The sequence below is a fragment of the Kocuria sp. KD4 genome (assembly GCF_011769905.1).
In the GTDB taxonomy this organism is placed as follows: domain Bacteria; phylum Actinomycetota; class Actinomycetes; order Actinomycetales; family Micrococcaceae; genus Kocuria; species Kocuria marina.
Map to the genome: position 1 here is coordinate 333,783 of NZ_CP050449.1, position 26,432 is coordinate 360,214.

The following is a 26,432-nucleotide window of genomic DNA, read 5'->3' on the forward strand; positions in this document are numbered from 1 at the left end:
TCGCGCCGTCCCGTCCGACTGCTCCGGTCTGCGCCATAGCGCCGATGTGCCCGCCCGCTCCGGACTGCCTCGTCGCGCCATCATGCCCGGCCGCGCGGACGGGCACCGCGGCGTCGTCGACCCCGTCCAGGAGCCGCTCGACGGCCGCCGCCAAGCGCTCTCGTAGCCGATTACCCCGCTGCGCGAAGGCGCGCTGGCGCCGGACGTACTCGGCCTTGCCCTCGGGTGTCTCGATCCGCACGGGCTCGTACCCCCATTCCGTGAGGTCGTAGGGGGAGGCCTCCATGTCGGTCACGCGCACGTCCCACGCGAGGTCGAAGCAGTCCGCGAGCAGGTCCGAATCCACCGCGGGCAACAACTTGTAGGCCCACTTGTACAGGTCCATGCTCGCGTGCAGGCACCCCGGCTGTTCCATGCGGCGCTGTGACTCGCGCGTGGGCTGCAGCTCGTTGCGTTCCACGGCCTGGGGCTGGAAGAAACGGAACGCGTCGAAGTGCGAGCAGCGGATCCGGTGGGCCTCCACCACGTCGTCCGTCCCGGACGCCCCCAACCGCAACGGCGCGTCCTCGTGGCGCACACCGTTGCTCTGCGCGCGGTAGGCCATGGCCCACTCATGCAGCCCGAAGCAGTCGAACGTCCCGCTCCTGGCCAGGGTGTTCGCGAGGATCTCGCGGGTGAACCGCACCGCGGTGCCCCGCTCGGCCACGAATTCCTCCACTGCGACGACGACGCCGCTCACGCCCTCCCCCACGCCCGCCGCCTCGAGCTCCGCGGTCGTCGCGGGACGGTAGTGCTTCCAGCCCTCGCGCTCCGAGGCATCCAAGAGGATGACGCCGGGCCCAGGGTGCCACCGCGTGAACTGGGCCGGGGACAGCGTGTAGTACGTGAACAGGAAGTCCTCCACGGGGTGCTTTTCCCCGCGGGACCGCCGGTCCAGGAACGGCCGGGTGTGGGGCGCTACCCGCTCCGCGTGCGCGTGCGCCCGGCGTGACCACTCCTCCCGGGTCAGCGCCTCATGCACTCTCGGCGTCCTGGGTGTTGTCGATCAACCGCTGCATCCCGCAGTTCAGCAACCGGACCTGTTGAGGGGACAATCGCAACCGGCGCATCATCTCCGGTTGCACGGCCTGCGCCCCGTCCTGCAGACGCGCGCCTTCCTCCGTGAGAGTTACGGCCAGGGCCCGCTCGTTGTGCGGATCGCGTTCCCGCGTGAGGTAACCGCGGGCCTCCAAGCGTTTGAGCAGGGGCGAGAGCGTTGCCGAATCTTGCATGAGCTGCTCGCCCAGGTCCTTCACCGTGCGCGGGTTGGTATCCCACAGCGCAAGCATCACGAGGTACTGGGGCAGCGTCAGTCCCAGGGGCTCCAGCACGGGGCGGTAGCTGTGCGCGACCCTGCGTGACGCCACGGACAGCGAGAAGCACAGCTGGTCCGCCAGGGACAGCGGATCCTCGACGGCGGATTCGTCCGAACCACCCAGGAAGTCGATGATCTCGGCGAGCCGGGGATCCTCGGACGGGTCCGAATCGGAACTCATGGATGAAGCCGGGGTCAGCGTCCCGTACCCCCGTACACCGTGGCGGTCTCGTCCGAGTCCAGACCGAACGCCGTGTGCACGGCCCGGACGGCCTCGTCGAGCTTGGCGATGGACGTGATGATCGAGATCCGGACCTCGGACGTGGAGATCATGTCCACGTTGATGTCGCTCTCCGCGAGCGCCTCGAAGAACGTGAACGCCACGCCGGTGTTGGTCTTCATACCGGCGCCCACGAGGGAGAGCTTGCCCACCTCGTCGTCGTAGTCCAGGTTCGCATAGCCGATCTTCTCTTCGGCGGCACGCAGCAGGTTCATGGCCAGGTCACCCTGGGACTCGGCCAGGGTGAAGGACACATCGGTGAGCGGGTTCTCGCCGGTGGAGACGTTCTGGACGATCATGTCCACGTCCACCTTGGAGTCGGCCAGCAACCGGAAGATCCGCGCGGCGATCCCGGGGCGGTCGGGGACCCCCACGATGGTGATCTTGGCCTGGCTGCGATCATGAGCGATACCGGCGATCAGCGGCTGTTCCAAGGGGATCTCCTTCTGCGGCGTGAGGTTCTCGTGCGGGCTGGGGATGACCATGGTGCCCTCGTTGTGACTGAAAGACGAACGGACGTGCAACGGCACGTTGAAGCGGCGGGCGTACTCCACGCAGCGCAGGTGCAGGATCTTGGCGCCGTTGGCGGCGAGCTCGAGCATCTCCTCGGAGGAGACCCGGTCCAGTTTCTGGGCGGTGGGGACGATGCGGGGGTCCGCGGTGTAGACGCCGTCCACGTCCGAGTAGATCTCACACACGTCCGCGTCCAGGGCGGCGGCGAGCGCCACGGCGGTGGTGTCCGAACCGCCGCGGCCCAGCGTGGTGATGTCCTTGGAGGAGCGGTTGACGCCCTGGAACCCGGCAATGATCGCGACGTTGCCGTGGTCGAGCGCCTCACGCACTCGGAGGGGGCTGACCTCCACGAGCTTGGCCGCACCGTGGGCGCCGTCCGTGATCATTCCGGCCTGGGATCCGGTGAAGGACTGCGCGGGAACGCCGAGGTCGGAGATGGCCATGGCCAACAGGGCCATGGAGATGCGTTCCCCGGAGGTCAACAGCATGTCCAACTCGCGAGCCGGTGGTTTGCGGGCCACCTCACCGGCGAGGTCCAGGAGGTCGTCCGTGGTGTCACCCATCGCGGAGACGACCACGACCACCTGGTGGCCGGCGTTCCTGGTCTCGGCTACTCGCCGGGCGACCCGGCGGACACCGTCGGCATCGGCGACCGATGAACCGCCGAACTTCTGGACAATGAGGCTCATACATTCCTCTCACAGGCAGGCACCCGGCCCGAACGCACGGGCGGTCTCGCGGGATCAGTGATCCATGCTATCCGCTCACCCGCAGCCGCACGGAGTCGAGCGGGCATTCGTGGACACAAAGAGGGACGCGAATGTTACGGGCCTCAGCGGGCCTCGGAGACCACCGTGCGTCCCTCGAAGGCCCTGCCCAGCGTGACTTCGTCGGCGTATTCGAGGTCACCGCCCACGGGCAGCCCCGAGGCCAGCCGGGTGACCCGGATACCCAGCGTTTTCAACATCCTGGTGAGGTACGTGGAGGTGGCCTCGCCCTCCAGGTTGGGGTCCATGGCCAGCACGATCTCCTGAACTGTCTCGTCCGACAACCGGGTCATCAGTTCGCGGATGCGCAGCTGATCCGGTCCCACACCCTGCAGCGGCGAGATCGCGCCGCCCAGCACGTGGTACAACCCCCGGTAGCTGCGGGTGCGTTCGATGGCCATGACGTCCTTGGACTCCTCCACCACGCAGATCACGCTGCGGTCCCGGCGGGCGTCCCGGCAGATCGCACACTCCTCCTGCTCTGTGACGTTGCCGCAGATCACGCAGAACGACACCGAGGTCTTCACCGTGGTGATGGCCTCCACGAGCTGCTGGACCTCGTCCTTGTCCGCGTCCAATAGGTGGAATGCGATGCGCTGCGCGGACTTGGGGCCGATACCCGGCAACCTCCCCAGCTCATCGATGAGGTCCTGGACCGGTCCTTCGTACACCGTGCTCCTTCATTGTCGTGTTCGTGATCAGCCGGGCGATGGGCCCGGTCACTGATCCGTTCCGTGGGCGTGCTCGTCGATGAGCATGCCGCCCAGGATGCGCTCGATGGCCGCCCGCCCGTACAGGGACGAGTCCTCGAGGGATTCGTCGTCCGCGCCCGGGACGAAGTTCTCGTCCTCCATGCCGGGGCTGCGCGAGGTCGGGGGCGCGATGTCGGTGGAGCGCCGTTCCGCCGCGGCAATCGCTTCCGCGTGGCGCTCTCGCCAGCTCGGGCGGTTCCCGCCGGGGCGGGTGTCGCCGTTCTCGCGAGGGACGACGCCGCCGGGGCGGGTGTTCCCGCGCCCATCGTGGTCGGGACCGGGACCCGCCGGGTTGTCGCCGCCGGGGCCGTTCCCGCCCTGGGCCCTACGATCCCTCGCGGGCGACGGCGCTCGGGGCACGGGTTCGTCGTACATGTCCGCCGGGGGGTCATCCTCCGGTGGGGGCGGCGGTTCCTCCGGGCTCCAGTACTCCGGGCCGCGATCCCGCGGCTGCGGGGCACGGAAGGAAGGAGCACCGGATGCGGGATCCTCGGGCACGGAGCCGTCGCGCACGGAACCATCCCGCATGGAACCGTCACGCATGGACAGATCGGGTCCGCTCGTCCCGGCCCCGGAATCGTGGGACTTGAACGCCGCGGAGTCATCGGAAGCGGGAACATCCGACCCGGGGCCATCCGACGCGGGGGCACCGGGGGTCCACGAGGTCGCGCCGACGTCCGCGGAGTCACTGTCACTGCCCAAGCCCTCACGAGACGGAACCGAGGTGGAATCGCCGGTGCCAGCGCGGTCGTCCGCCGGGGAATCCGTCGCTCGGTGGGCATCGTCCCTGGAGGAGTCGCCCACGGAGCTATCGGACGTGTCCGGATTCTGGTCCGAATCATCACGCGTGGGCGCCGCATTGGCGGTGTTCGACGTGGAATCCCCGCCGCTCGGTGCGGCGAAACCCGGTTGGGGAATGGAGGCCACGGACCACGAGGTGACGGGTTCGTCGTCGTCCGGGGCGGATGCGGGCGCCGAGTGCGACGAGGAAGCAGGCACGGAGGACCGGTCAGTGCCGGATGTGGAACGAGAGGCGGAATCGGGCATGGACCGCGACTCGCGTTCCGGTGTCGGTTCACGGTCGGGCGCGGGAGGATTGCCCCGACGACGATTGACCCCGAAGCCCTCCGGCTCGCGGAAATAGTCCGGTTGGTCGGAGGATCCGGCCTGGCCCGAGGCGTTCAGCCTGGTGTCCCGCCCGGTGGGTCCATCGCCGCGAGATGCACCGGTGTCTCGCCGTGAGCCGGATCCGTACCCGGCATCAGCGCCGTCATGCGAGTCCGAGCCCTGACGGGGTCCGGGGCCGTACGGTTGGCCGTGCTCCGAGGCGGAATCGTCGCGTTGATAACTCCGGTCCTGCTGCGATCCGCGGTCCTGCCGGGATCCTTGAGCGTTCTGGGGCCCGCCGCCCCGGGGCGCGGGGCGATCTCCCCGGTAACCCTGTCCACCGCCGCCGTCCCGCCCGGGGCCGGGCCCGGTGCCACGGCCGGCGTTCGACGGCGGACCACCCGCACCCGGGGTGTCCTGCCGGCCGCGTGTGTCACCGGGGCGCACTGCTTCCACTGCACAATCCAACCCCACCACGCTCTGGATGGCATTACGGACGTCCGCCTCGAAGCGGGGGAAGTTCAGGAGGTCGCCGTCGTTCTCGAACGCGATCCGCAGAGTGCGGTTCTCGAACGAGATGGGCGTTCCTCGCACGGTGATGGCCCAGGCCACGCGGCGGATCTCCGCGAGCGCGGACACGATCTCGGGCCACGAGGAACGCAGCAGTTCCAGTTCACCGCTGGTGACGTCTCTCGGGGCGGCCTGCTCCTCGGACGCCTGCGGGGTTTGCGGCTGGTGGTCATCGTGTGGCGCGACGTCACGGCGAGGCTCCCCCTGCGCGTACTGGCGGGATGTGTCGTCTTCAGGCCGCTGGGACCCGTACTGGTTCGACGTCTCCCGTTGCTGCATGCGTGCCGAGACATCGGCTCTCGCGTCCTGTGACGCGGGGGAGCGGGTGTCGGTCGTGCCGTCCGCGGGCGGGTGCTGGGCGTCGGGGCTGCGCTCGCCTTCCGGAACGGGATCCGCAGCGGCGGGGTGGCTGCTGCCCTCGGGCTGTTCGGACTCGTCCTGCGGGTCCGTGGGTTCCTGGACATCCGGGGTCTCCTCCGCGGGGCGACCCGTTGCGGAACCGTCCGCGCCGTCCGCGGCGGACCCGTCCGGGCCCACGGGCTGCGACGGGGCAACGGAGTCCTTTGCGGCGGCGTCGAGCTCGGGGGGTATCGGGGAAGGTACCCCGGCGGATTCCGGTGCGGGGGCGTCGTACGACGCGGGTGCCGGCGCGGCGGTGCCGGATTGCTCCGGAGATGTGGGCTCCTGGCTTCCGCGTGCGGTCGGTTCCACCGCGGGGGACGACGACGCGGCGTCGTGCGCCGTCGTACGAATTCCGGTGCCCCGAGGAATGCTCAGGCGGCGTTCCAAACGGTCCACCCGGGACGTGATGCCGCGCGTTGTGTGGTCCGCCGAGGGCAGTAGGATGCGGGCGCACAGCAGTTCCAGGTGCAACTGCGGGGAGGTGGCCCCGGTCATCTCGTTGAGGGCCTCGTTGGTGATGTCCGCGGAGCGGGAGAGCTCGGCCGCGCCCAGCTGGGTGGCCTGGTTCCGCAACCGGTTGATCTGGTCCGTGGGCATCCCGTGCAGGATGTTCGCGGCGGAATCGGGGACCGAGTTGACCACCACCAGGTCGCGGAAGCGTTCGAGCAGGTCCTCCACGAAACGGCGGGGGTCCTGCCCGGTTTGGATGACGCGGTCCACGGACGCGAAGACCGTGGCGGCGTCGCCGGCGGCGAAGGCGTCCACGACGTCGTCGAGCAGGGCCGCGTGCGTGTAGCCCAGCAGGGCGACCGCGAGATCGTAGGTGATGCCGCCGTCGTCGGAGCCGGCCATGAGCTGATCCAGGACGGAGAGCGAATCACGCACCGAGCCGCCGCCGGCGCGCACCACGAGGGACAGGACGCCCGGTTCGGTGGTGACGCCCTCCTCCTGGCACAGCTGCTCGAGGTAGCGCATGAGCGGTTCCGGGGGAACGAGGCGGAAGGGGTAGTGGTGCGTGCGGGAGCGGATGGTGGTGAGCACCTTGGAGGGCTCGGTGGTGGCGAAGATGAACTTCACGTGCTCCGGCGGTTCCTCCACGATCTTCAGCAGGGCGTTGAAGCCCTCCCGCGTGACCATGTGGGCCTCGTCGATGATGAAGATCTTGTAGCGGTCCCGGACGGGGGCGAACGTGGCGCGTTCCCGCAGGTCACGGGCATGATCCACGCCGCCGTGGGAGGCCGCGTCCATCTCGATGACGTCCAGTGAGCCGGCACCGTCCCGGGCCAGATCCTGGCAGGACTCGCAGTGACCGCACGGTGTGGCCGTGGGCCCTTCCGCGCAGTTGAGGCAGCGGGCCAGGATGCGCGCGGACGTGGTCTTACCGCAGCCGCGCGGACCGGAGAAGAGATAGGCGTGATTGACCCTGTTCTTGCGCAGCGCGGTCATCAGGGGCTCGGTCACGTGTTCCTGACCGATGACATCCTGAAAGGTCTCCGGGCGATAGCGGCGGTACAGGGCGGTAGTCACGTATGAAACCTTAGCCGGGGACCCGGACGCGCACAGCGCGCTCGCGGGGGTGGGGAGCCGGGTACGAGAAGACCCCCCGTGCACCCGCCAGAGCCCATATACCCTTGCTACCTTCCGGTCCTGGGGGAGTTTTACGAGATGACGCCACACGAGGGGCTGCCCCATACTTTAGCTCAAGCCGGCGAGGAGTTCGAACCGGGCGGTGCCGTCGAGGATCGTGCGATGAAGTGGGCCCGATGCAGTTCGTGGTCGCCGTGACCGGTTCCCCGGCTAACTAACTGGCGCAGGAGCAGTTGCGCGGCGTGGGTGCCCCGGCGGCGGGCTCGCCGGTCGATGGTAGTCAGCCCGAAAGTCCCACCAATGGGATGGGCGTCGATGCCGATGGCTGACAGGTCCCGAGGGACATCGAGACCCAGGTCCCTCGCCGCGAGAATGGCACCGGTCGCCATTTCGTCGCTCGCGGCGAAAACGGCAGTGGGTCGTTGCTCCGGCTCGGCGAGCAAATTCTTGATCCGCTGATAGGCGCCCAGGAACGTGAAGTCCGAAACGAGTTGGTTCCGCTCGTGGATCGGCAGCCTCGCAGTTGACATCGCTCGTTCGAAACCGCGGCGTCGATCACTGGACATGGGGAACGAACGGCCGGCCTCGGCAGGCCCCCCGACAAAGGCGATACGGCAGTGTCCCAACTGGATCAAGTGATTGGTCGCGCGCAGTCCCGCATCCAGATCGTCCACGCTGATCGTGGGGGCACCCTCGAGGGAACCCCCGATCCCTACCAAAGGAATACCGGCGGAGAACAAGTGTTCGGTTTCCCCGGGCGTCAATCACAGCGAGACCACGGCGGCAGCGGCTAAGCGTTTGCGGAGCAGGAAGTCGATGAGCACGCTCTGGCGGGAGGTCTCGCCCTGCAAGTTGTACAGGGCGGCGTCGTACCCGGCTGCTGTCAGTGTGCTCGCGATGCCGTCGAGGATTGTGGCGAAGAACCATCGATCCACGTAGGGCAGGACGACGCCGATATTCCGGCTGCGCCCGCTCGCGAGACTCGATGCGTGATAGGACGCCACGAACCCGAGTTCTTTGGCGGCGGCCTCAATGCGGCGTTTCGTCCCCGGGGAGACGGGCCTCCGGCCCGTGAGTGCGCGCGAGAGGGTCGCCGTGGATATCCCCACCTTGGGAGCCACGCCCTGCAAGCGGGGTGGCCCCTGCTGCCGACGCGGTGCCGACAGTTCTCGGGCGATCATGGGCGTGCCTCCGCATCGAGGGGCGAGTACCAGCGTGGTTCCTCATGGAGCACGTGGTGGGGCGGTGGATGAGCTGCGATGCGAGCCGCCACCGCCGCATGCGCCAATTATGGCCCGAAAACCCTCCACGGTGGACGGGTCTCGGACCAACGTGTGGTCCCTCCCTACCTGCGGTCCTGGCCAGTCTTTTTGGGAACGCTTGCTCCTGCCTTCCGACATGTCATCGCAACAAAACGCTGATCACCACCCCTGTGAATGTAATCGCTTATATTGGTGAGGTCCGTCACTATCGCATACTGGTGGTGACGCCCGACAGTCTCCTCGTGACATGTCGGAACTCCCCGAGACGGGGACTCTGAAAGGAATCTCAGCCCATGGCCGCCGTAACCTTCGACCACATCACGTGTCAGTACCCGGGCGCCGAGCGCCCCTCCGTGACCGATCTGAACCTCGATGTCGCGGACGGGGAGTTCCTGGTCCTGGTCGGCCCCTCCGGATGCGGCAAATCGACGACCCTGCGCATGCTGGCCGGACTCGAGGAGGTCACGGACGGCACGATCCTGATCGGTGACCGTGATGTTACGGATGTCCCGTCCCGTGATCGAGACATCGCCATGGTCTTCCAGAACTACGCCCTCTATCCGCACATGACGGTGGCGGAGAACATGGGCTTCGCGCTCAAGATCGCCAAGGTGAGTCCCGAGGAACGGCATCGTCGGGTCGAAGAGGCCGCGAAGATCCTGGACCTGACGCAGTATCTCGATCGCAAACCGAAAGCGCTCTCCGGCGGCCAGCGGCAGCGCGTCGCCATGGGACGCGCGATCGTCCGTTCACCGCAGGTGTTCTTGATGGACGAACCACTGTCCAATCTGGACGCCAAGTTGCGGGTCCAGACCCGGACCCAGATCGCGGCTCTGACCCGCCGGCTGGGTGTGACCACCGTTTACGTGACCCACGATCAGGTGGAGGCCATGACCATGGGTGACCGGGTGGCTGTACTCAAGGACGGAGTGCTCATGCAAGTGGACACCCCTCGCAACCTGTACGACCGACCGAACAGCGAATTCGTGGCGGGCTTCATCGGGTCCCCGGCCATGAACCTGTTCCGAGCCCCGGTTTCCGCCGGTCATGTGGAGTTGGGCACGCTTTCTCTGCAGTTGTCCTCCGCCCAGCAGGAGGCGGTGACCGATCATCAGGTCACCGTCGGAATCCGCCCGGAGGACCTGTCACCCGCAGCGGAAGGGACGGGGGTCCCGATCACGGTGGAGGTCGTTGAGGAACTCGGCGCCGATGCATACGTGTACGGCCAACTCGCCCCGCTGACAGCCGCCACGTCGGTGGTACGGGTGGATCCGTCCGCACACGCCGCGGACCACTCCATCGATTCCGAGGAGGAAGGGGCCGATGGGGGCGCCAGCCCCATCGTGGTTCGGACGGACGGCCGCACGCCGCCGAGCGCCGGGAGCACCCTGTGGGTCGCTCCCGATCCCGAGCGCATCCACCTTTTCGATGCCGCGACCGGAAACCGGTTGCCCTCGTGAGCCCCGTGCGACCCGGTGGGCGTGCCGGACGACGGACCCGAACGAGAGATGAGGACAAGCCCATGAGACGCACGCGGTGGGCAGCCGCTCTGGCTGGTTGCGCTCTGCTACTGGCCGGGTGTTCGAGCGTACCCACAACAGGGGTGGCGGGGCTGGGCGGAGGGCCGGGGGAGGTCACCATCCAGGCCGGTGACGACGAGATCCCCGCGCTGCGTGAGATCGCGCAGGAATACACGGCCGACACGGGTGTGAACGTCCGGTTCATCGAGCGCGAGATCAACGCCCAGGCCATCTCGAACTTCATCTCCCAGAGCCCCACGGGTCAAGCTCCGGACATCATCGTGTCACCGCACGACAACCTCGGACAGTTGGCGGCCAACGGGGTGGTCGCCCCCGCGGAGCTGGGGGACCGGGGTGAGGAATTCACGAAGAACGCGCGGGACGCCGTCGTCTACAACGGAGTCAGCTACGGGGTGCCCTACGCCGTGGAAAGCGTGGCCCTGGTGCGCAACAATGCCTTGACCACTGATGATCCCGCGACCTTCGACGAACTGCGCGCCGAGGGCCATCGGCTCATGGACGAACGCGGCATCAAATACCCCTTCACGGTGAGCCAGTCACCCGATGCCGGGGATCCCTATCACCTCTACCCCCTTCAGACCTCGTTCGGTGTGGAAGTGTTCCAGCGGGGCGCGGACGGTGAGTACTCGAACGAGCTGGCCATGGGTGGACAAAATGGTCACGAGTTCGCCCGCTACCTGGCGGAGCTGGGGCGCAGCGGTGACCTCAGGACGTCCATGACACCGGACATCGCAAAAGAATCCTTCATCTCCGGGCAATCCGCCTTCCACATCGCGGGCCCGTGGGAGCTCGGCGGCATCGAAGCCGCGGGTATGGACGTGACCGTTCTTCCCGTCCCGTCCGCGGGTGGGAAGGAAGCACGCCCGTTCGCCGGAGTCCAGGCGTTCTTCGTCAATGCGAACGCGGCGAATCCCGTGGCCGCGCAGGACTTCGCGACCAACTACCTGACACGCTCGGAATCACAGACTGCGCTCTACAAGAGCACGGGGCGGCCACCGGCCAGCAAAGTGGCCATTGACGGTATGCGGGGTGACCCGCTGCGTTCCGCCTACGCAGAGAACGCCACCAAGGCACTGCCCATGCCCGCCATCCCCGCGATGGGCGCAGTGTGGTCCTTCTGGGGAACCACCGAGAACGGAATCGTCAACGGCAACGGGGACCCGATCGAGCTGTGGGATCGCATGATCGCCAATATCGAAGGACAGATCCAATGAGCACGACCCCCGCCCGTCCAGTGATCTCTCCGACGGAGAGGGACTCAGCAGGTGACGGCCGGCCGGAGTCACCTCCGAGCATCCGGCATTCCCACTCGCGCGGCTTCGGCATGGGGTTCGTGATCAAGCTCGTGCTCATGGCCCTGATCAACGCCTTCGGGCTGTTCGGCATCCTGTCCGCATGGGCGGCCGAGAGCTGGGGCATCCTGGTGTTCCTGCTCCTGGCCCTGATCGCGGCGGACCTCGTGTACTTCCTACCGACCCGCAGGATGCTCCCGGCTAAGTACCTCTATCCCGGGCTGATCTTCCTACTGGTCTTCCAGATCTTCGTGGTCCTCTATACCGCGGCCACCGCGTTCACCAATTACGGTGATGGTCACAATTCCACGAAACAAGCGGCCGTCAATCAGCTGACCCGTACGTACGAACAGCGGGTGGCGGGTGGTCAGGAATATCCGGTCTCGGTGCTCAATGCGGACGGTGACCTGGCTTTGGCGACCGTGCAGGACGGCCGGGTTCTCGTCGGCTCCGCACACCAGGCGCTCAGCCCGGTCGAGGGTGCGACCGTGACGAACGGTGCCATCGATGCGGTCCCCGGTTACGACATCCTCGATTACGGGCAGGTCACCGCGGCGCACGAAGCGGTCATGGACCTGCGAGTCCCGGTCTCCGATGATCCGGCCGTCGGCGCGCTGCGCACCGATGACGGCCGCACTGCGTATCCCTATACGCCCACGTTGGTCTACGACGAGCAGGCCAATGCCATGGTCTCGGACGACGGGACCGTGTACGCGGACAACGGGCAGGGAGCCTTCGTCAGCCCGGCGGGAGAAGAACTGCGTCCCGGGTGGCGGGTTTTCGTGGGGCTGGACAACTTCGCGGCCATTTTCGATCCCGCCATCCTTGGCGGGCCGTTCGTTTCCGTCACCCTCTGGACCTTCGCTTTCGCGATCCTCTCGGTGGCCCTGACGTTCTTCCTCGGTCTGCTTCTGGCCATGCTGTTCAACGACAAGAACCTCAAGTTCCGTAACGTCTACCGGGCCATCATCTTCCTGCCTTACGCGTTTCCCGCATTCCTCTCCATCTTGATCTGGGCGGGGTTACTCAACGCCGACTTCGGTTACATCAACCAGGTGCTGCTGGGCGGGACGAACATCCCGTGGTTGGACAATCCGTGGCTGGCCAAGGTCTCGCTGTTGCTGGTGAACCTGTGGTTGGGGTTCCCCTACATGTTTTTGGTAACTACCGGCGCGCTCCAGTCCATCCCGTCGGAACTCTATGAATCCGCAGACATGGACGGTGCGGGAGCCGTTCAGAAGTTCCGCTCGATCACTCTGCCGATGCTCATGGTGGCTGTGGGGCCCCTTCTGATCGCTTCCTTCGCCATGAACTTCAACAATTTCAACGTCATCTATCTGCTTACCGGCGGCGGGCCCCAGGACTTAGAATCCACGACGGGAGTGGGGGCCACGGACATCCTGATCTCGTTCGTCTACAAGATCGCCTTCGCCGGCGGTGCCAACGACTACGGAGTTGCCTCCGCGCTGTCGATCCTCATCTTCATCATGGTGGCGGTGGTCTCGGCACTGACCTTCCGCCGCAGCAGGGCACTCGAGGAGATCAACTGACATGTCCACATCACGAGTCTCGAACGTCGCCTCCAGGAAGCCAGGGTCCCGGTCACGGCTCAGTGTCGGACAACGGTTCGCCCGTGGGGGATGGAAACACGTGGCCGCAGTCATCGCGTGCGTCTTCGCCCTGTTCCCCCTGGTCTACGCGCTATCGGCCTCGTTGTCGCCCACGGGGTCCTTGTTGGGATCCAATGACCTCTTCGCGGAGATCACCGGCGCCAACTACCGAAACCTTCTTAACGATCCACAGAACCCGTTCTTGACATGGTTCGGAAACTCCATGTTGATCTCGTCCATCACGGCTGTGGGCACGGTTCTCATGGGCGCGGCAGCTGCATACGCCTTCTCCCGGTTCAGGTTTAGGTTCCGCAGGGGCGGTCTGATGTCCCTGTTGATCATTCAGATGTTCCCGCAGTTGCTGGCCTTCGTGGCAATCTTCTTGTTGCTCTTCAGTATTTCCGAGGTGTATCCGTTCCTGGGGCTCAATTCCCGCATGGGTCTGGTCGCGGTCTACCTGGGGGGCGCGTTGGGGGCGAACACCTTCTTGATGTACGGCTTCTTCAACACCATTCCGCGTGACCTGGACGAAGCCGCGACACTGGACGGCGCGTCACACTCCCAGATCTACTGGACGATCATCCTTCCCCTGGTCACACCCATCCTCGTGGTCGTGGGCATGCTGTCGTTCATCGCGTCCTTCTCGGACTTCCTGTTGGCTCAAATCGTGTTGCAGGACCCGCAGAAGTACACCTTGGCCGTGGGCTTGTACCAATTCGTCTCCGTACAGTTCGGTGAGAACTGGGGAGTGTTCACCGCCGGCGCCATCCTGTCGGCGATCCCCGTGGTGCTGCTGTTCCTTTTCCTGCAGCGCTACATCGTCTCCGGTCTCACCGGAGGGGCCGTGAAGGGCTAGTTCGGGGGCTCACGACGTCGCTGTGCCCGCCGCGGGCGGCTCACTTACTTCCTCGATTCGCGTCCGCCCGCCCAGTTCCGTTATGCTGATGGCCGCACGTTACCCACGTATGTGGGGCTCGTGCTTGCTTGGAGGATTCGCCTAGCGGCCTATGGCGCACGCCTGGAACGCGTGTTGGGTTAACGCCCTCGGGGGTTCAAATCCCCCATCCTCCGCGCTGTGATCGACGAAATGCGCCCCGTGTCAGCACGGGGCGCATTTCTCGTTTGTGCACTCTGGCCTGTGGGGGTGGGCCCCCCGTCGAACCTCGTGTCGAATTGCTCGTGGAGTAAGAGCAGCCTCGCGTGCGCCAGGCTGCTCTTACTCCACTTAATTTTCACCATCGGAGGTGGGGAGAGAGGGTCCCACCACCCGAGGCGTCAGCGCTTCGGCGTGAACGACGTGGAGCACTTCCACGTGGTCTTGCCCGAGGTGGCGACGACGTCCACAACCACCTTGCGGTTCAGGGTGGCCCGGCCGATCGAGTAGGTCGTCACGGCGGTGCCCTTGGTCGAGGCGACCGCGCTCTTCTTGGTCGTGGTGGTCTTGTACTTGGCCGTGGTGGTGACGTTGGCGCGTGCGCCCACCTGGGAGACTTTCACGGAGGTCTTGGTGTACTGGCGGGGCTGCGTCACGGACATGCTGGCCTTGCACGGCTTGACCACGGCGGCCTCCGCCGGTGCGGAGGAGCCCACGGCAACGGTGCCGGAGGCGAGGAACAATGCGATGAGCCCGGTCGTGACAGAGCGGCGGATGGAGGTTGCGGCGGACATGCGCGGATCCTTCGTTAAGGGTGAGGAAGCCCGTGGCGGGCGTGTGATGACAGCTCCGCCGGCCTGTGCGGTACTCACCGATCAAGGGGGTGAGCACATCATAGGAACAGGAATGACCCCTGAGTAATATCCGCCGAATAATTACGATCGCACATGCCTACGCGGATCCGTCTCCGGTTCGCGAGGCCCCGGCACTGGTTGGTCAGCCCGGTCATCTTGCCCTCGACCGTTTGCATGGGGTCGTTGCCGTTCTCGAAGTTGCGCAGCACCTGCTCCATGCCGCGCAGGTTACCGCTGAGCTCCTGCGGTGCCGCCGAGCGCAGCTGCGCCACGGCCTCGCGGGCACCCGCGAGATCGTTGCTCACGTTGCCCGGCATGTTGGCCCGGAACGCGTCGATGTGCTCGCACGTCTCGGCGGCCGTGAGCGAACCGGTCACCGCGGCCATCCCGCCGAAGGGGTCGCTGCTGTCCGCGGAGTTCCCCAATCCACCCGTGGCGGCCGGGGAGTCCCGCGCCTCCGAGATCGCAGGGGCTGGCAGCATGACGCCGCCCGGCCGCGTTCGTGCGCAACGGGCCGGGCGGCGTCGTCGTACCGGAAGGGAGGGCTACTTCGTGCCCGCCCGGAACCCGGCGATGAACGGGTCGTGGTCGGAGGAGGCGACCTCATTCGGGACGTAGTAGTCCAGGGCCGTGGTGCGGTACTGGGCGTACTGCAGCAAGGGCGACTGGCCCGAGTTGATGTTCCACGCGGCCGCGCCGGTCATGCGCTTGGCGAGCGACGGCGAGATCAGCATGTGGTCGAGCGAACCCACCTGGCCCCCGAACACGTACGTGTAGTCGTCCTCGGCCGCCCGTGCGTACCCGGCGCGGTAGAACTCCTGCAGGGGGTCCTCCTGCGCGTACGAGTTGAAGTCGCCGAGCACGGCCACGTCCTGGGAGCCCGCGGCGGCCGTGAGTTCGGGGATCCAGTCGACGACGGCGCTCGCCTGCGCCACGCGCGACGCGTTCCAGGCACCCTGGCCGTCACCGGTGTCCCGGTTGGGACCGGTGCGGGGAGCGGAGCCCTTGGACTTGAAGTGGTTGACCACCACCGTGGTGGGTGCTGCGCCGTGCTTGCCGCCGCCCTTGGTCGCGGTGAACGTGGCCGCGATCGGGGTGCGCGCGTTCTCGAAGGCGCCGCCGGCCACGGCCTCGGAGCCGAGGGCCCGGGCCCGACCCACCTGCGTGACCTCGCGGGGCTGGTAGATGATCGCGTTGGTGATGAAGTCCTGCTCTGCGACCGGCTGCAGCTCGGAATCCGCCACGGGGACGTGGGCCCACTTGGTGTAGCCGGCCGCCTTGTTCAGCGCCTTGACCAGGGAGGCGAGCGCCTCGTCCTTGGGCTCGCCGAGCTTCGCGGAGTTCTCGACCTCCATGAGCCCGACCACGGAGGCATCCACCTTGTTGATCGCCGAGACCGTCTTGGCCTGCTGGCGCTCGAAGTCCGCGCGGTCGTAGGCCCCGCGCGCGTCACAGCCCTGCGCCACGTTGTACGTGCCGTCCGTGGAGTAGTTCCCGCCGCGGCAGCCCTTGTCCTGCCCCACGGTGGTGAAGTAGTTCAGCACGTTGAAGGACGCGATCCGCACCTGTCCACCCACCCCCGGCTTGGGGTCCGCCGAGCCGGAGAACCGGGCCGGTTCCTTGCCCGGGACCACCGGGGCGGTGGGCTGCAGGCGCCACTTGTCAAAGCGGAAGTCCACGATCACCGGGGCGGTGATCCGCGCGGTGTCGCCCACGGCCACGGGGTTCTCGGGGGTCAGGTACGGGACCTGGCGGGGTTCCTGGGTGGGCGAGACCGCGAAGCCCCGGTTGGTGCCGTCATCCAATGTGACCGAGATGGCGTCATTGCGCTGTGCCTGGGCGCGCGCCTCGGGGCTGTTCGGGCGTGCCACCTGAGTGGGGTGGGCGGGCAGCTCCTTGCCCGCGGACAGGCCCAGCTCACCGTAGCGGCCCACGCCGTAGGTGTCCGAGACCCGGAACTTCTCCTTGGGCAGGTAGAGCATGGATTCGAGGTTCTCGCGGTTCGCGGCGGTGGACGCCCAGTTGTTCGTCACGGGCTTCACTGCGGGGAGCTTGTCGCGCACCGGAGTGACCTCCACGTTGCCCGCGAGCTGGGTCAGGCCCTTGAACTCCCCGGCCACACCCGTGACCTGCACGCGGTCACCCACGGACACCGTGGACTGGGTGGCTCCCGTGTACACGAACACGGCGTTCGAGGCCCGGGAGGTGTCCACGTGCCCACCGGTTCCGGGGGTCTGGATCACGAATCCGCCCAGGGTCCCCGGATCACCCGGGTACACGGCGGTGACGACGGAGGGCTCGGTGGTGACCGTCTGGCCCTTCAGGGGCGTCTCGTCCCCGGTGCCCTGGATCTGAGCGATCGACACGGTCCCGGTGGAACCGGAAGGCGCGGGGGGTGGCCATCGCGGGTGTTGCGGCCAGGCCGCCGCACAGCAGGAGCGCGCCGGAGGACACGGTCGCGATGCGGGTCCGCAGGCTGAACAGGGGTGATGTCACGGGCATGAGGGGTCTCCAGTCGAGGGTTTGTCGGGTGGGGGATCGGGATCGCACGCCCCGGGGCGGGGTTACGCAAACAGAGGATGCGAAAACAGGGGGGCGGGAACAGGGGGTGCGTGACAGACGGTGACGGAAGCGGGCGGCGCTTCACACGAAGACCCGCGACGCGCCGTCGTGCGGGGATCAGCGCCTGCCCGGGACCTTGACGTCCACCCACACGAGGCGGTGGTCGGAAGTCGGGAACGGGTAGTCACCGGTCAGCTCGGAACCGGGCCGGCCCGGAGCGGGCCAGAAGACACCGGCGTCGAGCAGGGGCAGGTTCTTGGACGGCAACGCGTAGTCCACCCGCAGGTTCCCGGGGGCGGGATCGTCCGAGAAGTCCGCGGTGTCGAGTGCCGGGCGCGTCACGTGCGTCCGGTTGGCGCCGCCCTGGCGCGCGCTCGCCACCACGGCGCCCGTGGACGTGGGCTGCGGATCGCGCACCCGGGAGTTGTCGAGCAGCTGCCGCGCGGCACCCGGGAAGGAATCGCCGTCGTTCGGGTCCGAGTTGTAGTCGCCCACGATCACGAAGCGCTCGCCGCGGGGCAGACCGCCGCGCCGCCCGGCGTCGTCGTAGATGTAGCGCGCCGACTTGGTGCCCGTGACGTAATCGGCCCAGAACCGGATCTCGTCGTAGTTCCGGCGCCCGTTACGGTCCTCGGGGCCGTCGAAGCTGGGCGGCGTGGGGTGCGCGGCCAGCACGTGCACGGTCTTGTGGCCCACGCGCACGGGGACGTCCCAGTGGGACTTGGAGGACAGCCGCAGCTGCGCAGCCTGCTCCGGCGTGTAGTAGTCGGTGGGCAGGTGGTTGCCGGGCATGTCCTGCCACCGGAAGTGCTGGAACGTGCGGACCCGATCCCGGGCGATCGGGTACTTGGAGTAGATCACCATGCCGTACTGGCCCGGGAACAGCCCGAAGCCCCAGGCGTCGTCCGGTCCGTCCACCGTGCCGTCCTGGTTGAGGTCCAGACCGGACGGCACGCCCGTGTTCACCGGTGCCACGTAGTGGTAGGGGTAGTCCACGGGCGCGTGGCCGTTCTGGCTCACCGCCAGGTAGTTGTCGCGGAACGCCCGCGCGGCGCGTCCGCCCGGGACGTAGTCGAACTCGTTGAGCAGCACGATATCCGGGTCGTTGATCTGGATGATCTCGGCGATGTTCCGGGCCTGCTGGTTGTCCGGTGTGGACAGGTCCCGCAGCAATTGCCCCTGCTCGCCCCGGTTCAGGGACGCGTTGTACGTGGCCACGCGCAGTCCGTGCTTGTCCCGGCTTTCGTTTCCTTTGGACGACGACGCCGCTCGCGGGCCTTCCCCCGCCGCGGCCGGTGCCACGGTGGTCACGGCGAGGACTCCGGCCAGTGCCGCGGCCGAGACAACAGCGGTACGAGAACGCAGACGCATGGCAAACCTCCAGGTCAGAACGAGATGACCCGAGGGTAGGGAGGCCGAACGACCAGGTCGTGGCGGGAAAGTGAAGATTTGGTGGTCCGTGCTACGTGCGCCGCGAAGGCTCGTGCGACGGCGCGGTCAGAGCTCCAGGACCCGCGCATGGATCACGGAACGGTGGTGCAGGGCCGTGCGCAGGGCCCGGTGCACACCGTCCTCGAGGTAAAGGGTTCCCCGCCAGGACACCACGTGGGGGAAGAGGTCCCCGTAGAAGGTGCAGTCCGAGTCCAGGAGGGTGGCCAGGTTCAGGGTGGAGGTCGTGGTCACCAGATCCCCCAGGCGGACCTGCTGCGGGGCCACCTTGGACCAGTCGGAGGGCGTGACCAGACCGTGGTCCGGATAGGGGCGATCGTCTCCCACGGCCTTGAAAATCATGGATTCACCCTAAAGCCGTACGCCCCGGTCCGCAGAACCGGGGCGTACGTGGCGGGTAGGTGTCGTCGGCCGGGCTGAAGGCTCCCCGTGCTGCAGCAGGCGGCAGGCGTCTGGACAAGTCGACCGGACCCGACGGAGGGGCCGGGCTCGGGATCAGGAGACCGCGCTCAGCGCGGGCGGCTGCGAGGGCAGGCGCACGGGGCGGGAGTCGGCGTCGAACTGGGCGCCCAGACCCCGCTGGATGAACCGGACCGTGGCCAGGGTGCGTTCGCGCTGGGCGCGCTCGCTCTGCACCGACTTGCTGCGATCCGCGGTGGAGGTGAGGGAGCCATGGACCAGGTCGGACAGCTCGTCGGTGTCGCCCTCCGGGAGGTAGCCCTCGTCCATGGCGCGCTGCAGGATGGACGCGAGGAGGGACTGCAGTTGCTGCACGTGCTCGCCGAGCTTGGCGAAGTCCTCCGGGGACAACACGGTGCGCATGGCCTGGCCGGGAGGCAGGTGCCGGCGGCTGAGGTCCTCGATCTGGAACCGCACGTACACGCCCAACTGGTCTACGGGGTTTTCCACCGCGGCGAGTTCTCGATGCAGGTCCGAGACGAAGCGCTCGGTCTTGTCCAGGGCGTAGGCCACGAGCAGTTCGCCCATGTCCGCGAAGTAGTTGTACACCGCGGTGCGCCCCACCCCGGCGGTCTTGGCCACCTGGGTCATGGTCAGATCGGTGAGCCCGTTGCTGTACAGCAGGTCCCCGAAAGCGTCGAGAACGGCACGCTGCGTGCGCTCGCGCTGGGCGGCATTACTGGAAGCGGTGATGCGGGGCATGACGACACCTTACCTGATTCTGTCAGCAAAAGGACGGGGCGCTGACGGGCCGTGTGTGTTCTTCCCCCATTCCACCGCATGACCGCGGGGAATGCCCCTTACTTCAGGGCATTCCCCGCGGGCTTTCAGGAACTTCGTCGCTGGTGTTCGGTCAGGCCTCGGCAGCGAGCCCGCCCTGCCACAGGGAGTCGAACGGCAGGTGGGATCCCAGCCGGTGCCGGATGCCTGCGGAGACGAAACTCTTGGCGGTGCGGGCGGCCTCGAGCGGGGAGGCGCCCTTGGCCAGCTCCGCGGTGACGGCCGCGGCCAACGAGCAGCCGGCGCCCGAGACCGGGACCTCGCCCACCTTGGGTTCGGACAGCACCTCAAGCGTGGAGCCGTCGTAGAACACGTCCACGGCGTCCGGGCCGGAGAGCCGCACGCCACCCTTCGCGAGCACGGTGGCCCCGGAGGAGTCGTGGATGCGCTGGGCCGCCTCCTTGAGGTCCTCCACGTCGTTGATCTCCTCCATCCCGGATAGGGACAGGGACTCGAAGTGGTTGGGGGTCACGAACGTGGCCAGGGGCAGCATCTGTGCCTTGAGCGCCTGATCGGTGTCCAGCGCGGCGCCCGGTTCCTGGCCCTTGCAGATCAGCACCGGGTCCAGCACCAGGTGGCGGGGCGCGAGGTCCTTCATGGCCGTGGCGACCGTGTGGATCGTGTCCGGGGAACCCAGCATGCCGATCTTCACGGCGTCCAGGTCGTACGCCGCGGAAATGGTCTGCAGCTGGTTCGCCAGGGTCTGCTGGTCCACGGGCGTGAGGCGGTGGCCCCAGTCGTTCTCGGGATCGAACGCCACGATGCACGTCAGCGCGAGCGATCCGAAGACTCCCAGGGACGTGAAGGTCTTGATGTCTGCGAGCGCCCCGGCGCCGCCGGTGGCCTCGGAGCCCGCGACGGTCATGGCAACGGGCGGTTGGTTACGTGTGGTTTCGCTCATGCACGCTATTGTGCTCCCGCACGGGACGTGCCCGCGACTCGGCGCACTACCCCATTACACTGGGCTCGACGCCGGGTGGCAGACGACGTCCCTGACCCTTCCGTACATCCCAAGGACACCCGTGTCTGACGCCACCCCGCCCCACACTTCCTCCTCCCGCACCGCCGCGCTCGCGCAGGGCGAACGGCAGTCCCTCTTCGCGCGCCGCCCCCGGACGTACTTCGACGTGATCCTGGCCGCGTACTGCGTGATCCTGGTGCTCTCCAACATCGGCGCGACCAAGGGCGTGCAGTTCGGCCCCATCATCACGGACGGCGGGTTCTTCCTGTTCCCACTGGCCTACGTGTTGGGGGACGTGGTCTCCGAGGTCTACGGTTTCCGGGCCGCACGCAAGGCGATCATCACGTCCTTCTTCTTCGGGGCGTTCTCCTCCCTGGTGTTCTGGATCGTGATCATCCTGCCGCCGGCGCCCTTCTACGAGAACCAGAGCGCGTTCGAGACGGTGCTGGGCCCGGTCCCGCTGATCGTGGCGGGTTCCCTGCTGGGTTACCTGGTGGGTCAGCTGCTCAACGCATACGTGATGGTCAAGGTCAAGGAACGCACCAAGGAGAAGCACCTGTGGGCGCGGCTGATCTCCTCCACCATGGTGGGCGAACTCGTGGACACCGTGATCTTCTGCTCGATCGCCGCTCCCATCATCGGGATCGACTCGTGGTCCGCGTTCTTCAACTACGTCCTGGTGGGCTATGTCTACAAGGTCCTCGTGGAGGTCGTGATCATGCCGGTCACGTACGCGGTGATCGGCTGGATCAAGCGCCGCGAACCCGGCTACGACACGCGCGCCCTCGAGGAGGCGAACGCGCGGTAGCGGGGCGCGAGCGGCGTCGTCGTGCCCCCGGCTCGGGAGCCCACGTAGGCGAGGTGCCCCCGGGTCAGTACCCCAGGTAGGCGAGCTGCGCGGCGATGGAGCGCTCCGCGGCGCGCCGTACCCCGGCGGGGACGTCGGCGTAGACGGCGTCCGTGATCGCCTCGACGCTCGCGTCGCGGCCGAGTCCGGCGACGATCTCCCGTACCTGATCCAGGCGTTCGAGCCGGTGCTCCGTGAGTTCCTCGCACACCTCCTGCAGATCCGGCAGGGGTGCGCCGTGAGCGGGTAGCACCGTGGCGCCCGAGCGTTGCCCGAGCAGTTCGAGGGAGCGCAGGTAGTCGCCCAGGGAACCGTCCGGGTGGTCGATCATGGTGGAACCGCGCCCCAGCACGGTGTCCCCGGTAATGACCGTCTCCGGCTCGTCGTGGGGCAACCGGAAGCACACGGAGTCGGAGGTGTGCCCGGGGGTGGCCAGCACGCGGATGCTCACGCCCGCGGCCAGGATGCAGTCGCCGTCCCGCAGGGGCTCGCCGCTGTCCCGGCAGAACTCGGGCAGGGCCGCACGCACGGGCGCACCGGTGATCTCGTGGAGTCGGTCGATGCCGTCCGTGTGATCCCCGTGGCGGTGCGTCACGAGGATCAGCACCACGGTCCCGGTCGCCGCGACCGCCTGCAGGTGCGCCTCGTCCAGGGGCCCGGGATCCACGACGACGACGTCCGGTCCGGGCCACTCGCCCCGGCCCTGCGCGGACGGGTGGTGGCCGTAGTTCGGGTGCTCCGGGCCGTCCCCCGGGGCGGAGAGGATCCACGTGTTGGTGCCGTCGAGGGTCATGGGCCCGGGATTGGGCGCGAGCACCACGCCGGCGCACGCGCTCACGCGGCGCAGGACACCTGGGGTGGCGTGCACGGGCTTGGGGTCGCTCATCGCGGGCCTCCCGTTTCGGAAGGAACAGTGGAGGTCGACGGCGCGCCGTAGTACCTCGCCAGGAAATCGTCACGGTAGTCGAAGTACGTCCCCGCGTCGATGGCGTCCCGCGCGCCGGAGACGAGGTCCAGGATGAAGCGCTCGTTGTGGATGGACGCGAGTGTTGCGGCGTTGCGCTCCTTGGCCTTGAACAGGTGACGCAGGTACGCGCGGGTGTAGTGGGCGCACGTGTAGCACGGGCACGTGTCCGAGATGGGCGTGAAGTCGCGTTTGAAGCGGATGTTCGTGAGGTTGAACCGGCCATCGGGGGAGTAGACGGCCGACGAGCGGGCCACGCGAGTGGGGGAGACGCAGTCGAAGGTGTCCACGCCATTGTCGATCGCGGTGAAGATGTCGTCCGGTTCGGAGATGCCCAGCAGGTGCTTGGGGGTCTCCTCGGGCAGTTCTTCCGTGCACCACCGCACAATGGTCCCCAGCTGACGTTTCTCCAGGGCACCCCCGATCCCGAACCCGTCGAAGCCCATCTCGGCCAGGTCCCGGCAGGCCATGCGCCGTAGGTCTTCGTACTGGGCGCCCTGGATCACCCCGAACAGCGCCTGGTAGGGCTTGTCCGGGCGGGCCTCGGTGAGTCGGCAGTGTTCGGCCACGCAGCGCAGGGCCCACTTGCGGGTGCGTTCCAGGGCGTCCTCCTGGTACTCGCGGGAATCGTGGAGCGTCGTGAGCTCGTCGAACGCGAACATGATGTCCGCGCCGATGTTGTGCTGCACCCGCATGGAGACCTCCGGCGTGAACCGGTGCAGGTCCCCGTTGAGGTAGGAACGGAACCACACGCCGTCGTCGTCCACGCGCGCCATGCGCTTGTGCCCGGGGGCGGGCTGTGCGCCCCCAGGGGACGGTGTGAGCGCGGACATGTCGATGACCTTGCCGAGCCCCGAACCCAGGGACATTACCTGGAACCCGCCCGAATCGGTGAACGTGGGGCCGGGCCAGTTCATGAAGGTGCCCAGCCCGCCGGCGGCGTCCAGGATGTCGTCGCCCGGCTCGAGGAACAGGTGGTACGCGTTGGCCAGCATCGCCTGGGCGCCCTCCGCCGCCATGGACTCCGGGAGCACGGCCTTCACGGCGGCCTGCGTGGCCACCGGGATGAACGCCGGGGTACGGATCGGGCCGTGCGGCGTGGTGATGGTGCCCGTGCGGGCCTGGAACTGGCCGCCATTGTCCCGGATGCGCTGCTGCGGAACGGGAGAATCACGCAGGCGCGTGTGGAGCCGGAAGGTGAACGGGGAGGGGGATTCGGTGCTGGACACCACACCATTGTGCCGGTTGCGCGAAAGCGAGAGACAATGCGGTGTCCCCTCCACCCGATGCCGAAAGAACGAGCGCAATACGGTGAGTCAGGTCACAGAATTCTTCAGGGCCCCGCCGTCCGTGCCTTCACCTCCATCTACGCGCGCAATGAGCCCATCCGCGCGCGGTTCACGCACCAGACCCAGGCGGGGGTTCTCATCACAGCATGCGTGATGCTCGGTGTGTTGCTGTCCAACCTGGGGGCGTCGGAACCGGTGATGCCCGTCCCGGAGCATCATGGGCTGACCACGGGACAGCTGCGGGCCCACGCCGGTCGGTTTTTCCTGGCCACGGGTGTGGCCGGCATCCTGGGCAGCCTCAGCGGGCTGTCCCACAGCTACTGGGCCATGGTCGCGGCGGACACCCAGGCGATCCCGCTCATGCGGCAAGCGGCCAACGGGGGCACGTGACGCCCTCCGGGCAGATCATCCGCTGTTCAGCGGCCCCATCCCGCGTGGGCGATCGCCTGGCGGATGAGGTCCTCGCGTCCGCCCTCGAACTCGTCCTGGACATCCGTGGACAGCGCCTCGTCCGGGGTCATCCACGACAACTGCAGGGCGTCCTGACGGGGCTCGCACTCACCGCGCACGGGGACGATGTAGCTCAGCGCCACCGCGTGCTGCCGGTCGTCGGTCAGCCCGGTCTCGGACGGGGACGGGAAGAACTCGGACACCGCGAACGGGACCGTGGTGGACGGCATCTGCGGCATGGCGAGCGGTCCCAGGTCCTTCTCGAGGTGACGCAGCAGCGCCGCGCGCACCGTCTCGCGGTACATCACGCGCCCCGAGACGAACGTGCGCACCATGCGGCCCTCGTCGTTGGGCGTGAGCAACAACCCGATCTCGGACAGGCAACCGAGCGGGTCCAGGCGCACGGGGATGGCCTGTACGTACACGATCGGCAGGGACGCGCGGGCACGATTGAGGTCGTCCTCGCTGAGCCAGCCAGGGTTGGGGTCCGGGGTGCGTACTGAACTCATGGTTCGTTTCTACCGTCGTGACGCCCCCGCAGGCCAGGAATCTGCGGCGTCAGCGGCCGAGTTCAGCGATCAGCCGAACGCGCGGCGGTTTCCAGTACGGTCCACGCCTGCACCTGCGTGCTGAGTTCCACAGGGGCGCCGGCCCGCTGCGCCTGGTTCGCGTGCTGCGCCGGTTCGGGGGAGAACACCGCGACCGTCTCGCCCACCGTTCGCACCGCGGCGGGCACCGTGAAGTCCTCGTTCGGATCGAATTCCCGACGCCCGTCCCACAGGGCGTCCGCGGTGTCGGTGACGAGCGCGCGGGCGGTGGCCCGAGCGTCGTCGTCCAGCAACGACGACGACGCGGCTTCGCCCAGGTAGCGCACCAGGATGCCCGTGAACAGCCCGGCGTCACCGCCGCCCTGGCCGCGCAACACGGGTGCACCGTGGGGGCCGGGGACCGTGAACTCCCGGGCCGCGCCGTGGACGAGCCGTGCCGCCCGGTCGAGCCACAGTGCGCGCTCGGCGGGGTCCGCGGTGACCTCCGCGAGCTCGAGGGCCGCACCGAGGGCCGGGCCGCTGTTGTAGGTGTAGACGTGCGGGTCCACGGACGTGATCTCCTTCCCGGAGCCCGCCGCGGCCATGCGGATGCCGTCCAGGAACACGCCGCGCTCGGCGTCGAAGAGGGTGTCGAACAACCACGTGAGCAGTGCGCGAGCCTCGGCAGTGCGGTGCATGCGTAGGAATGTCAGCGCCACCGGGGCGGTAGACGCCGTGTTCTTGTAGTCCCGTGTGGTGTTCCACCACGCACCGCCGCCCATGGTGTCGTCGCAACCGGAGGCGAGGCGCGTGGCCAGAGCAGCGCCGTCGTCCTGCACCGCGCGCGATGTGCGGCCCGTGGCGGCGAGGTTCTCGTCACGCAGGCGCCCCAGGGCGAGGGCCAGCCAAGCCATGTCGTCGAAGAACACGTTGTTGGTCACCCGCCCGCCGCTGTGCACGGCGATGCCCCGCAGCAACCGATGCGCGCGGGAGCGGGCCAGCTCAGCGGTGTCCTGGTTGCCGGCGTGGCGCTCGCGGGCCGCGGCGTCCACGAACGCGTCCAGCAAATGGGCCTGCCACCAGTAGTGCCACGGCCCCCGCCACGGGCGCGGGAATGCGACAGCCCCCAGGTACGTGCCCGGCATGCGCAGCGCCCGCGCACCGAACAGGTGGTCCACGGAGTGCGCGGCCTTCGCGGCGCGGTGGGCGGGGGATTCGGACATCGCGGGGCTCCTGGGAGGACGGGTGGGGTGTGTGAGGAGTTTATCGCCCGGTGCTGCTGCGGCTCGCCCGGTGCCCCCGCTGCCTTTTCTGAGTTATCGCAGCTTTTCCCCGTGGTGGGGTGCTTTTACTCCACTAGGAATTCGCGTCGGGGCGTG

Annotated in this window: 23 protein-coding genes, 1 tRNA gene, 1 other RNA gene and 1 pseudogene; 7 read left to right on the plus strand and 19 right to left on the minus strand. The window is 67.7% G+C overall.

Annotation, left to right across the window (positions count from 1 at the left end; translation table 11 throughout):
- Positions 1 to 124: 124 nt before the first annotated feature.
- From HBK84_RS01500 to HBK84_RS12780, 8 genes and pseudogenes are all read right to left on the minus strand, one after another.
- A pseudogene (locus HBK84_RS01500) lies at positions 125 to 1,021 on the minus strand (3-methyladenine DNA glycosylase); the annotation flags it as partial.
- On the minus strand, positions 1,014 to 1,535 hold the full coding sequence (locus HBK84_RS01505) for a MarR family winged helix-turn-helix transcriptional regulator (RefSeq protein ID WP_206069175.1): 522 nt from the start codon (positions 1,533 to 1,535) through the stop codon (positions 1,014 to 1,016). The gene HBK84_RS01505 and the pseudogene HBK84_RS01500, both read right to left, overlap by 8 nt.
- 14 nt (positions 1,536 to 1,549) lie before the next feature.
- Positions 1,550 to 2,836, minus strand: a complete 1,287-nt coding sequence (locus HBK84_RS01510; protein ID WP_144997114.1) for an aspartate kinase — start codon at positions 2,834 to 2,836, stop codon at positions 1,550 to 1,552.
- Between the two features lie 143 nt (positions 2,837 to 2,979).
- Positions 2,980 to 3,585: a recombination mediator RecR gene (gene recR / locus HBK84_RS01515; RefSeq protein ID WP_064846538.1), complete on the minus strand. Its 606-nt coding sequence runs from the start codon at positions 3,583 to 3,585 to the stop codon at positions 2,980 to 2,982.
- A gap of 48 nt (positions 3,586 to 3,633) precedes the next feature.
- Positions 3,634 to 7,272: a DNA polymerase III subunit gamma and tau gene (locus HBK84_RS01520; RefSeq protein WP_167318013.1), complete on the minus strand. Its 3,639-nt coding sequence runs from the start codon at positions 7,270 to 7,272 to the stop codon at positions 3,634 to 3,636.
- Between the two features lie 64 nt (positions 7,273 to 7,336).
- Positions 7,337 to 7,433: signal recognition particle sRNA small type (gene ffs / locus HBK84_RS01525), an RNA gene on the minus strand.
- Between the two features lie 12 nt (positions 7,434 to 7,445).
- The gene (locus tag HBK84_RS12775) at positions 7,446 to 8,096 is read right to left on the minus strand and encodes a LacI family DNA-binding transcriptional regulator (protein WP_370520567.1); all 651 of its coding nucleotides are present in this window, start codon (positions 8,094 to 8,096) and stop codon (positions 7,446 to 7,448) included.
- Entirely contained in the window at positions 8,097 to 8,513 is a 417-nt protein-coding gene (locus tag HBK84_RS12780; RefSeq protein WP_240919053.1) for a LacI family DNA-binding transcriptional regulator, read from the minus strand.
- 374 nt (positions 8,514 to 8,887) lie between these two features.
- Between HBK84_RS12780 and HBK84_RS01535 the strand changes: the two genes are divergently transcribed.
- The 5 genes from HBK84_RS01535 to HBK84_RS01555 all read left to right on the plus strand — a co-directional run bounded on the left by HBK84_RS01535 (position 8,888) and on the right by HBK84_RS01555 (position 14,108).
- Entirely contained in the window at positions 8,888 to 10,054 is a 1,167-nt protein-coding gene (locus tag HBK84_RS01535; protein ID WP_167318014.1) for an ABC transporter ATP-binding protein, read from the plus strand.
- 62 nt (positions 10,055 to 10,116) lie between these two features.
- Complete coding sequence (locus HBK84_RS01540; RefSeq protein ID WP_167318015.1) at positions 10,117 to 11,349, plus strand: extracellular solute-binding protein; 1,233 nt, start codon at positions 10,117 to 10,119, stop codon at positions 11,347 to 11,349.
- Positions 11,350 to 11,459: 110 nt separating this feature from the next.
- Complete coding sequence (locus HBK84_RS01545) at positions 11,460 to 12,977, plus strand: ABC transporter permease subunit (protein WP_240919054.1); 1,518 nt, start codon at positions 11,460 to 11,462, stop codon at positions 12,975 to 12,977.
- A 100-nt stretch (positions 12,978 to 13,077) separates the two neighbouring features.
- Positions 13,078 to 13,893 carry a sugar ABC transporter permease gene (locus HBK84_RS01550; RefSeq protein WP_167318016.1) on the plus strand — a complete coding sequence of 272 codons (816 nt, stop codon included), beginning with the start codon at positions 13,078 to 13,080 and terminating at the stop codon, positions 13,891 to 13,893.
- A 130-nt stretch (positions 13,894 to 14,023) separates the two neighbouring features.
- A tRNA-Ser gene (locus HBK84_RS01555) sits at positions 14,024 to 14,108 on the plus strand.
- 204 nt (positions 14,109 to 14,312) lie between these two features.
- Here the strand turns inward: HBK84_RS01555 and HBK84_RS01560 are convergent.
- From HBK84_RS01560 to HBK84_RS01590, 7 genes are all read right to left on the minus strand, one after another.
- Complete coding sequence (locus tag HBK84_RS01560; RefSeq protein WP_167318017.1) at positions 14,313 to 14,705, minus strand: hypothetical protein; 393 nt, start codon at positions 14,703 to 14,705, stop codon at positions 14,313 to 14,315.
- A 98-nt stretch (positions 14,706 to 14,803) separates the two neighbouring features.
- Positions 14,804 to 15,247, minus strand: coding sequence for a hypothetical protein (locus tag HBK84_RS01565; RefSeq protein ID WP_167318018.1), 444 nt, complete (start codon positions 15,245 to 15,247; stop codon positions 14,804 to 14,806).
- 63 nt (positions 15,248 to 15,310) lie between these two features.
- Entirely contained in the window at positions 15,311 to 17,131 is a 1,821-nt protein-coding gene (locus HBK84_RS01570) for an ExeM/NucH family extracellular endonuclease (protein ID WP_240919055.1), read from the minus strand.
- A gap of 313 nt (positions 17,132 to 17,444) precedes the next feature.
- Positions 17,445 to 18,698: an endonuclease/exonuclease/phosphatase family protein gene (locus tag HBK84_RS01575; RefSeq protein WP_206069176.1), complete on the minus strand. Its 1,254-nt coding sequence runs from the start codon at positions 18,696 to 18,698 to the stop codon at positions 17,445 to 17,447.
- A gap of 126 nt (positions 18,699 to 18,824) precedes the next feature.
- Positions 18,825 to 19,118 carry a type II toxin-antitoxin system VapB family antitoxin gene (locus HBK84_RS01580; protein ID WP_098053504.1) on the minus strand — a complete coding sequence of 98 codons (294 nt, stop codon included), beginning with the start codon at positions 19,116 to 19,118 and terminating at the stop codon, positions 18,825 to 18,827.
- Between the two features lie 153 nt (positions 19,119 to 19,271).
- A complete protein-coding gene (locus tag HBK84_RS01585) occupies positions 19,272 to 19,937 on the minus strand; it encodes a TetR/AcrR family transcriptional regulator (RefSeq protein ID WP_064846550.1) in 666 nt (221 codons plus the stop codon).
- A gap of 151 nt (positions 19,938 to 20,088) precedes the next feature.
- Positions 20,089 to 20,916 (minus strand): hydroxymethylpyrimidine/phosphomethylpyrimidine kinase, encoded by an 828-nt coding sequence (locus HBK84_RS01590; RefSeq protein WP_144932425.1) that lies wholly within the window; start codon positions 20,914 to 20,916, stop codon positions 20,089 to 20,091.
- A gap of 121 nt (positions 20,917 to 21,037) precedes the next feature.
- Here HBK84_RS01590 and HBK84_RS01595 point away from each other — a divergent pair, with 121 nt between their 5' ends.
- Complete coding sequence (locus tag HBK84_RS01595) at positions 21,038 to 21,784, plus strand: queuosine precursor transporter (protein ID WP_370520568.1); 747 nt, start codon at positions 21,038 to 21,040, stop codon at positions 21,782 to 21,784.
- Positions 21,785 to 21,848: 64 nt separating this feature from the next.
- Here the strand turns inward: HBK84_RS01595 and HBK84_RS01600 are convergent, their stop codons facing one another.
- Positions 21,849 to 22,709, minus strand: a complete 861-nt coding sequence (locus HBK84_RS01600) for an MBL fold metallo-hydrolase (protein WP_085108765.1) — start codon at positions 22,707 to 22,709, stop codon at positions 21,849 to 21,851.
- Entirely contained in the window at positions 22,706 to 24,016 is a 1,311-nt protein-coding gene (tgt, locus tag HBK84_RS01605; RefSeq protein ID WP_167318019.1) for a tRNA guanosine(34) transglycosylase Tgt, read from the minus strand. The genes HBK84_RS01600 and tgt overlap by 4 nt, the downstream gene beginning before the upstream one ends.
- A 57-nt stretch (positions 24,017 to 24,073) precedes the next feature.
- Here tgt and HBK84_RS01610 point away from each other — a divergent pair, with 57 nt between their 5' ends.
- The gene (locus tag HBK84_RS01610; protein WP_167318020.1) at positions 24,074 to 24,466 is read left to right on the plus strand and encodes a hypothetical protein; all 393 of its coding nucleotides are present in this window, start codon (positions 24,074 to 24,076) and stop codon (positions 24,464 to 24,466) included.
- A gap of 26 nt (positions 24,467 to 24,492) precedes the next feature.
- On the opposite strand, the gene HBK84_RS01615 is transcribed toward HBK84_RS01610, so the two are convergent.
- Together HBK84_RS01615 and HBK84_RS01620 are read right to left on the minus strand one after the other, a co-directional pair.
- Positions 24,493 to 25,035: an NUDIX hydrolase family protein gene (locus HBK84_RS01615; protein ID WP_085108758.1), complete on the minus strand. Its 543-nt coding sequence runs from the start codon at positions 25,033 to 25,035 to the stop codon at positions 24,493 to 24,495.
- A gap of 62 nt (positions 25,036 to 25,097) precedes the next feature.
- Positions 25,098 to 26,276, minus strand: coding sequence for a glycoside hydrolase family 76 protein (locus HBK84_RS01620; RefSeq protein ID WP_167318021.1), 1,179 nt, complete (start codon positions 26,274 to 26,276; stop codon positions 25,098 to 25,100).
- Positions 26,277 to 26,432: the final 156 nt, after the last annotated feature.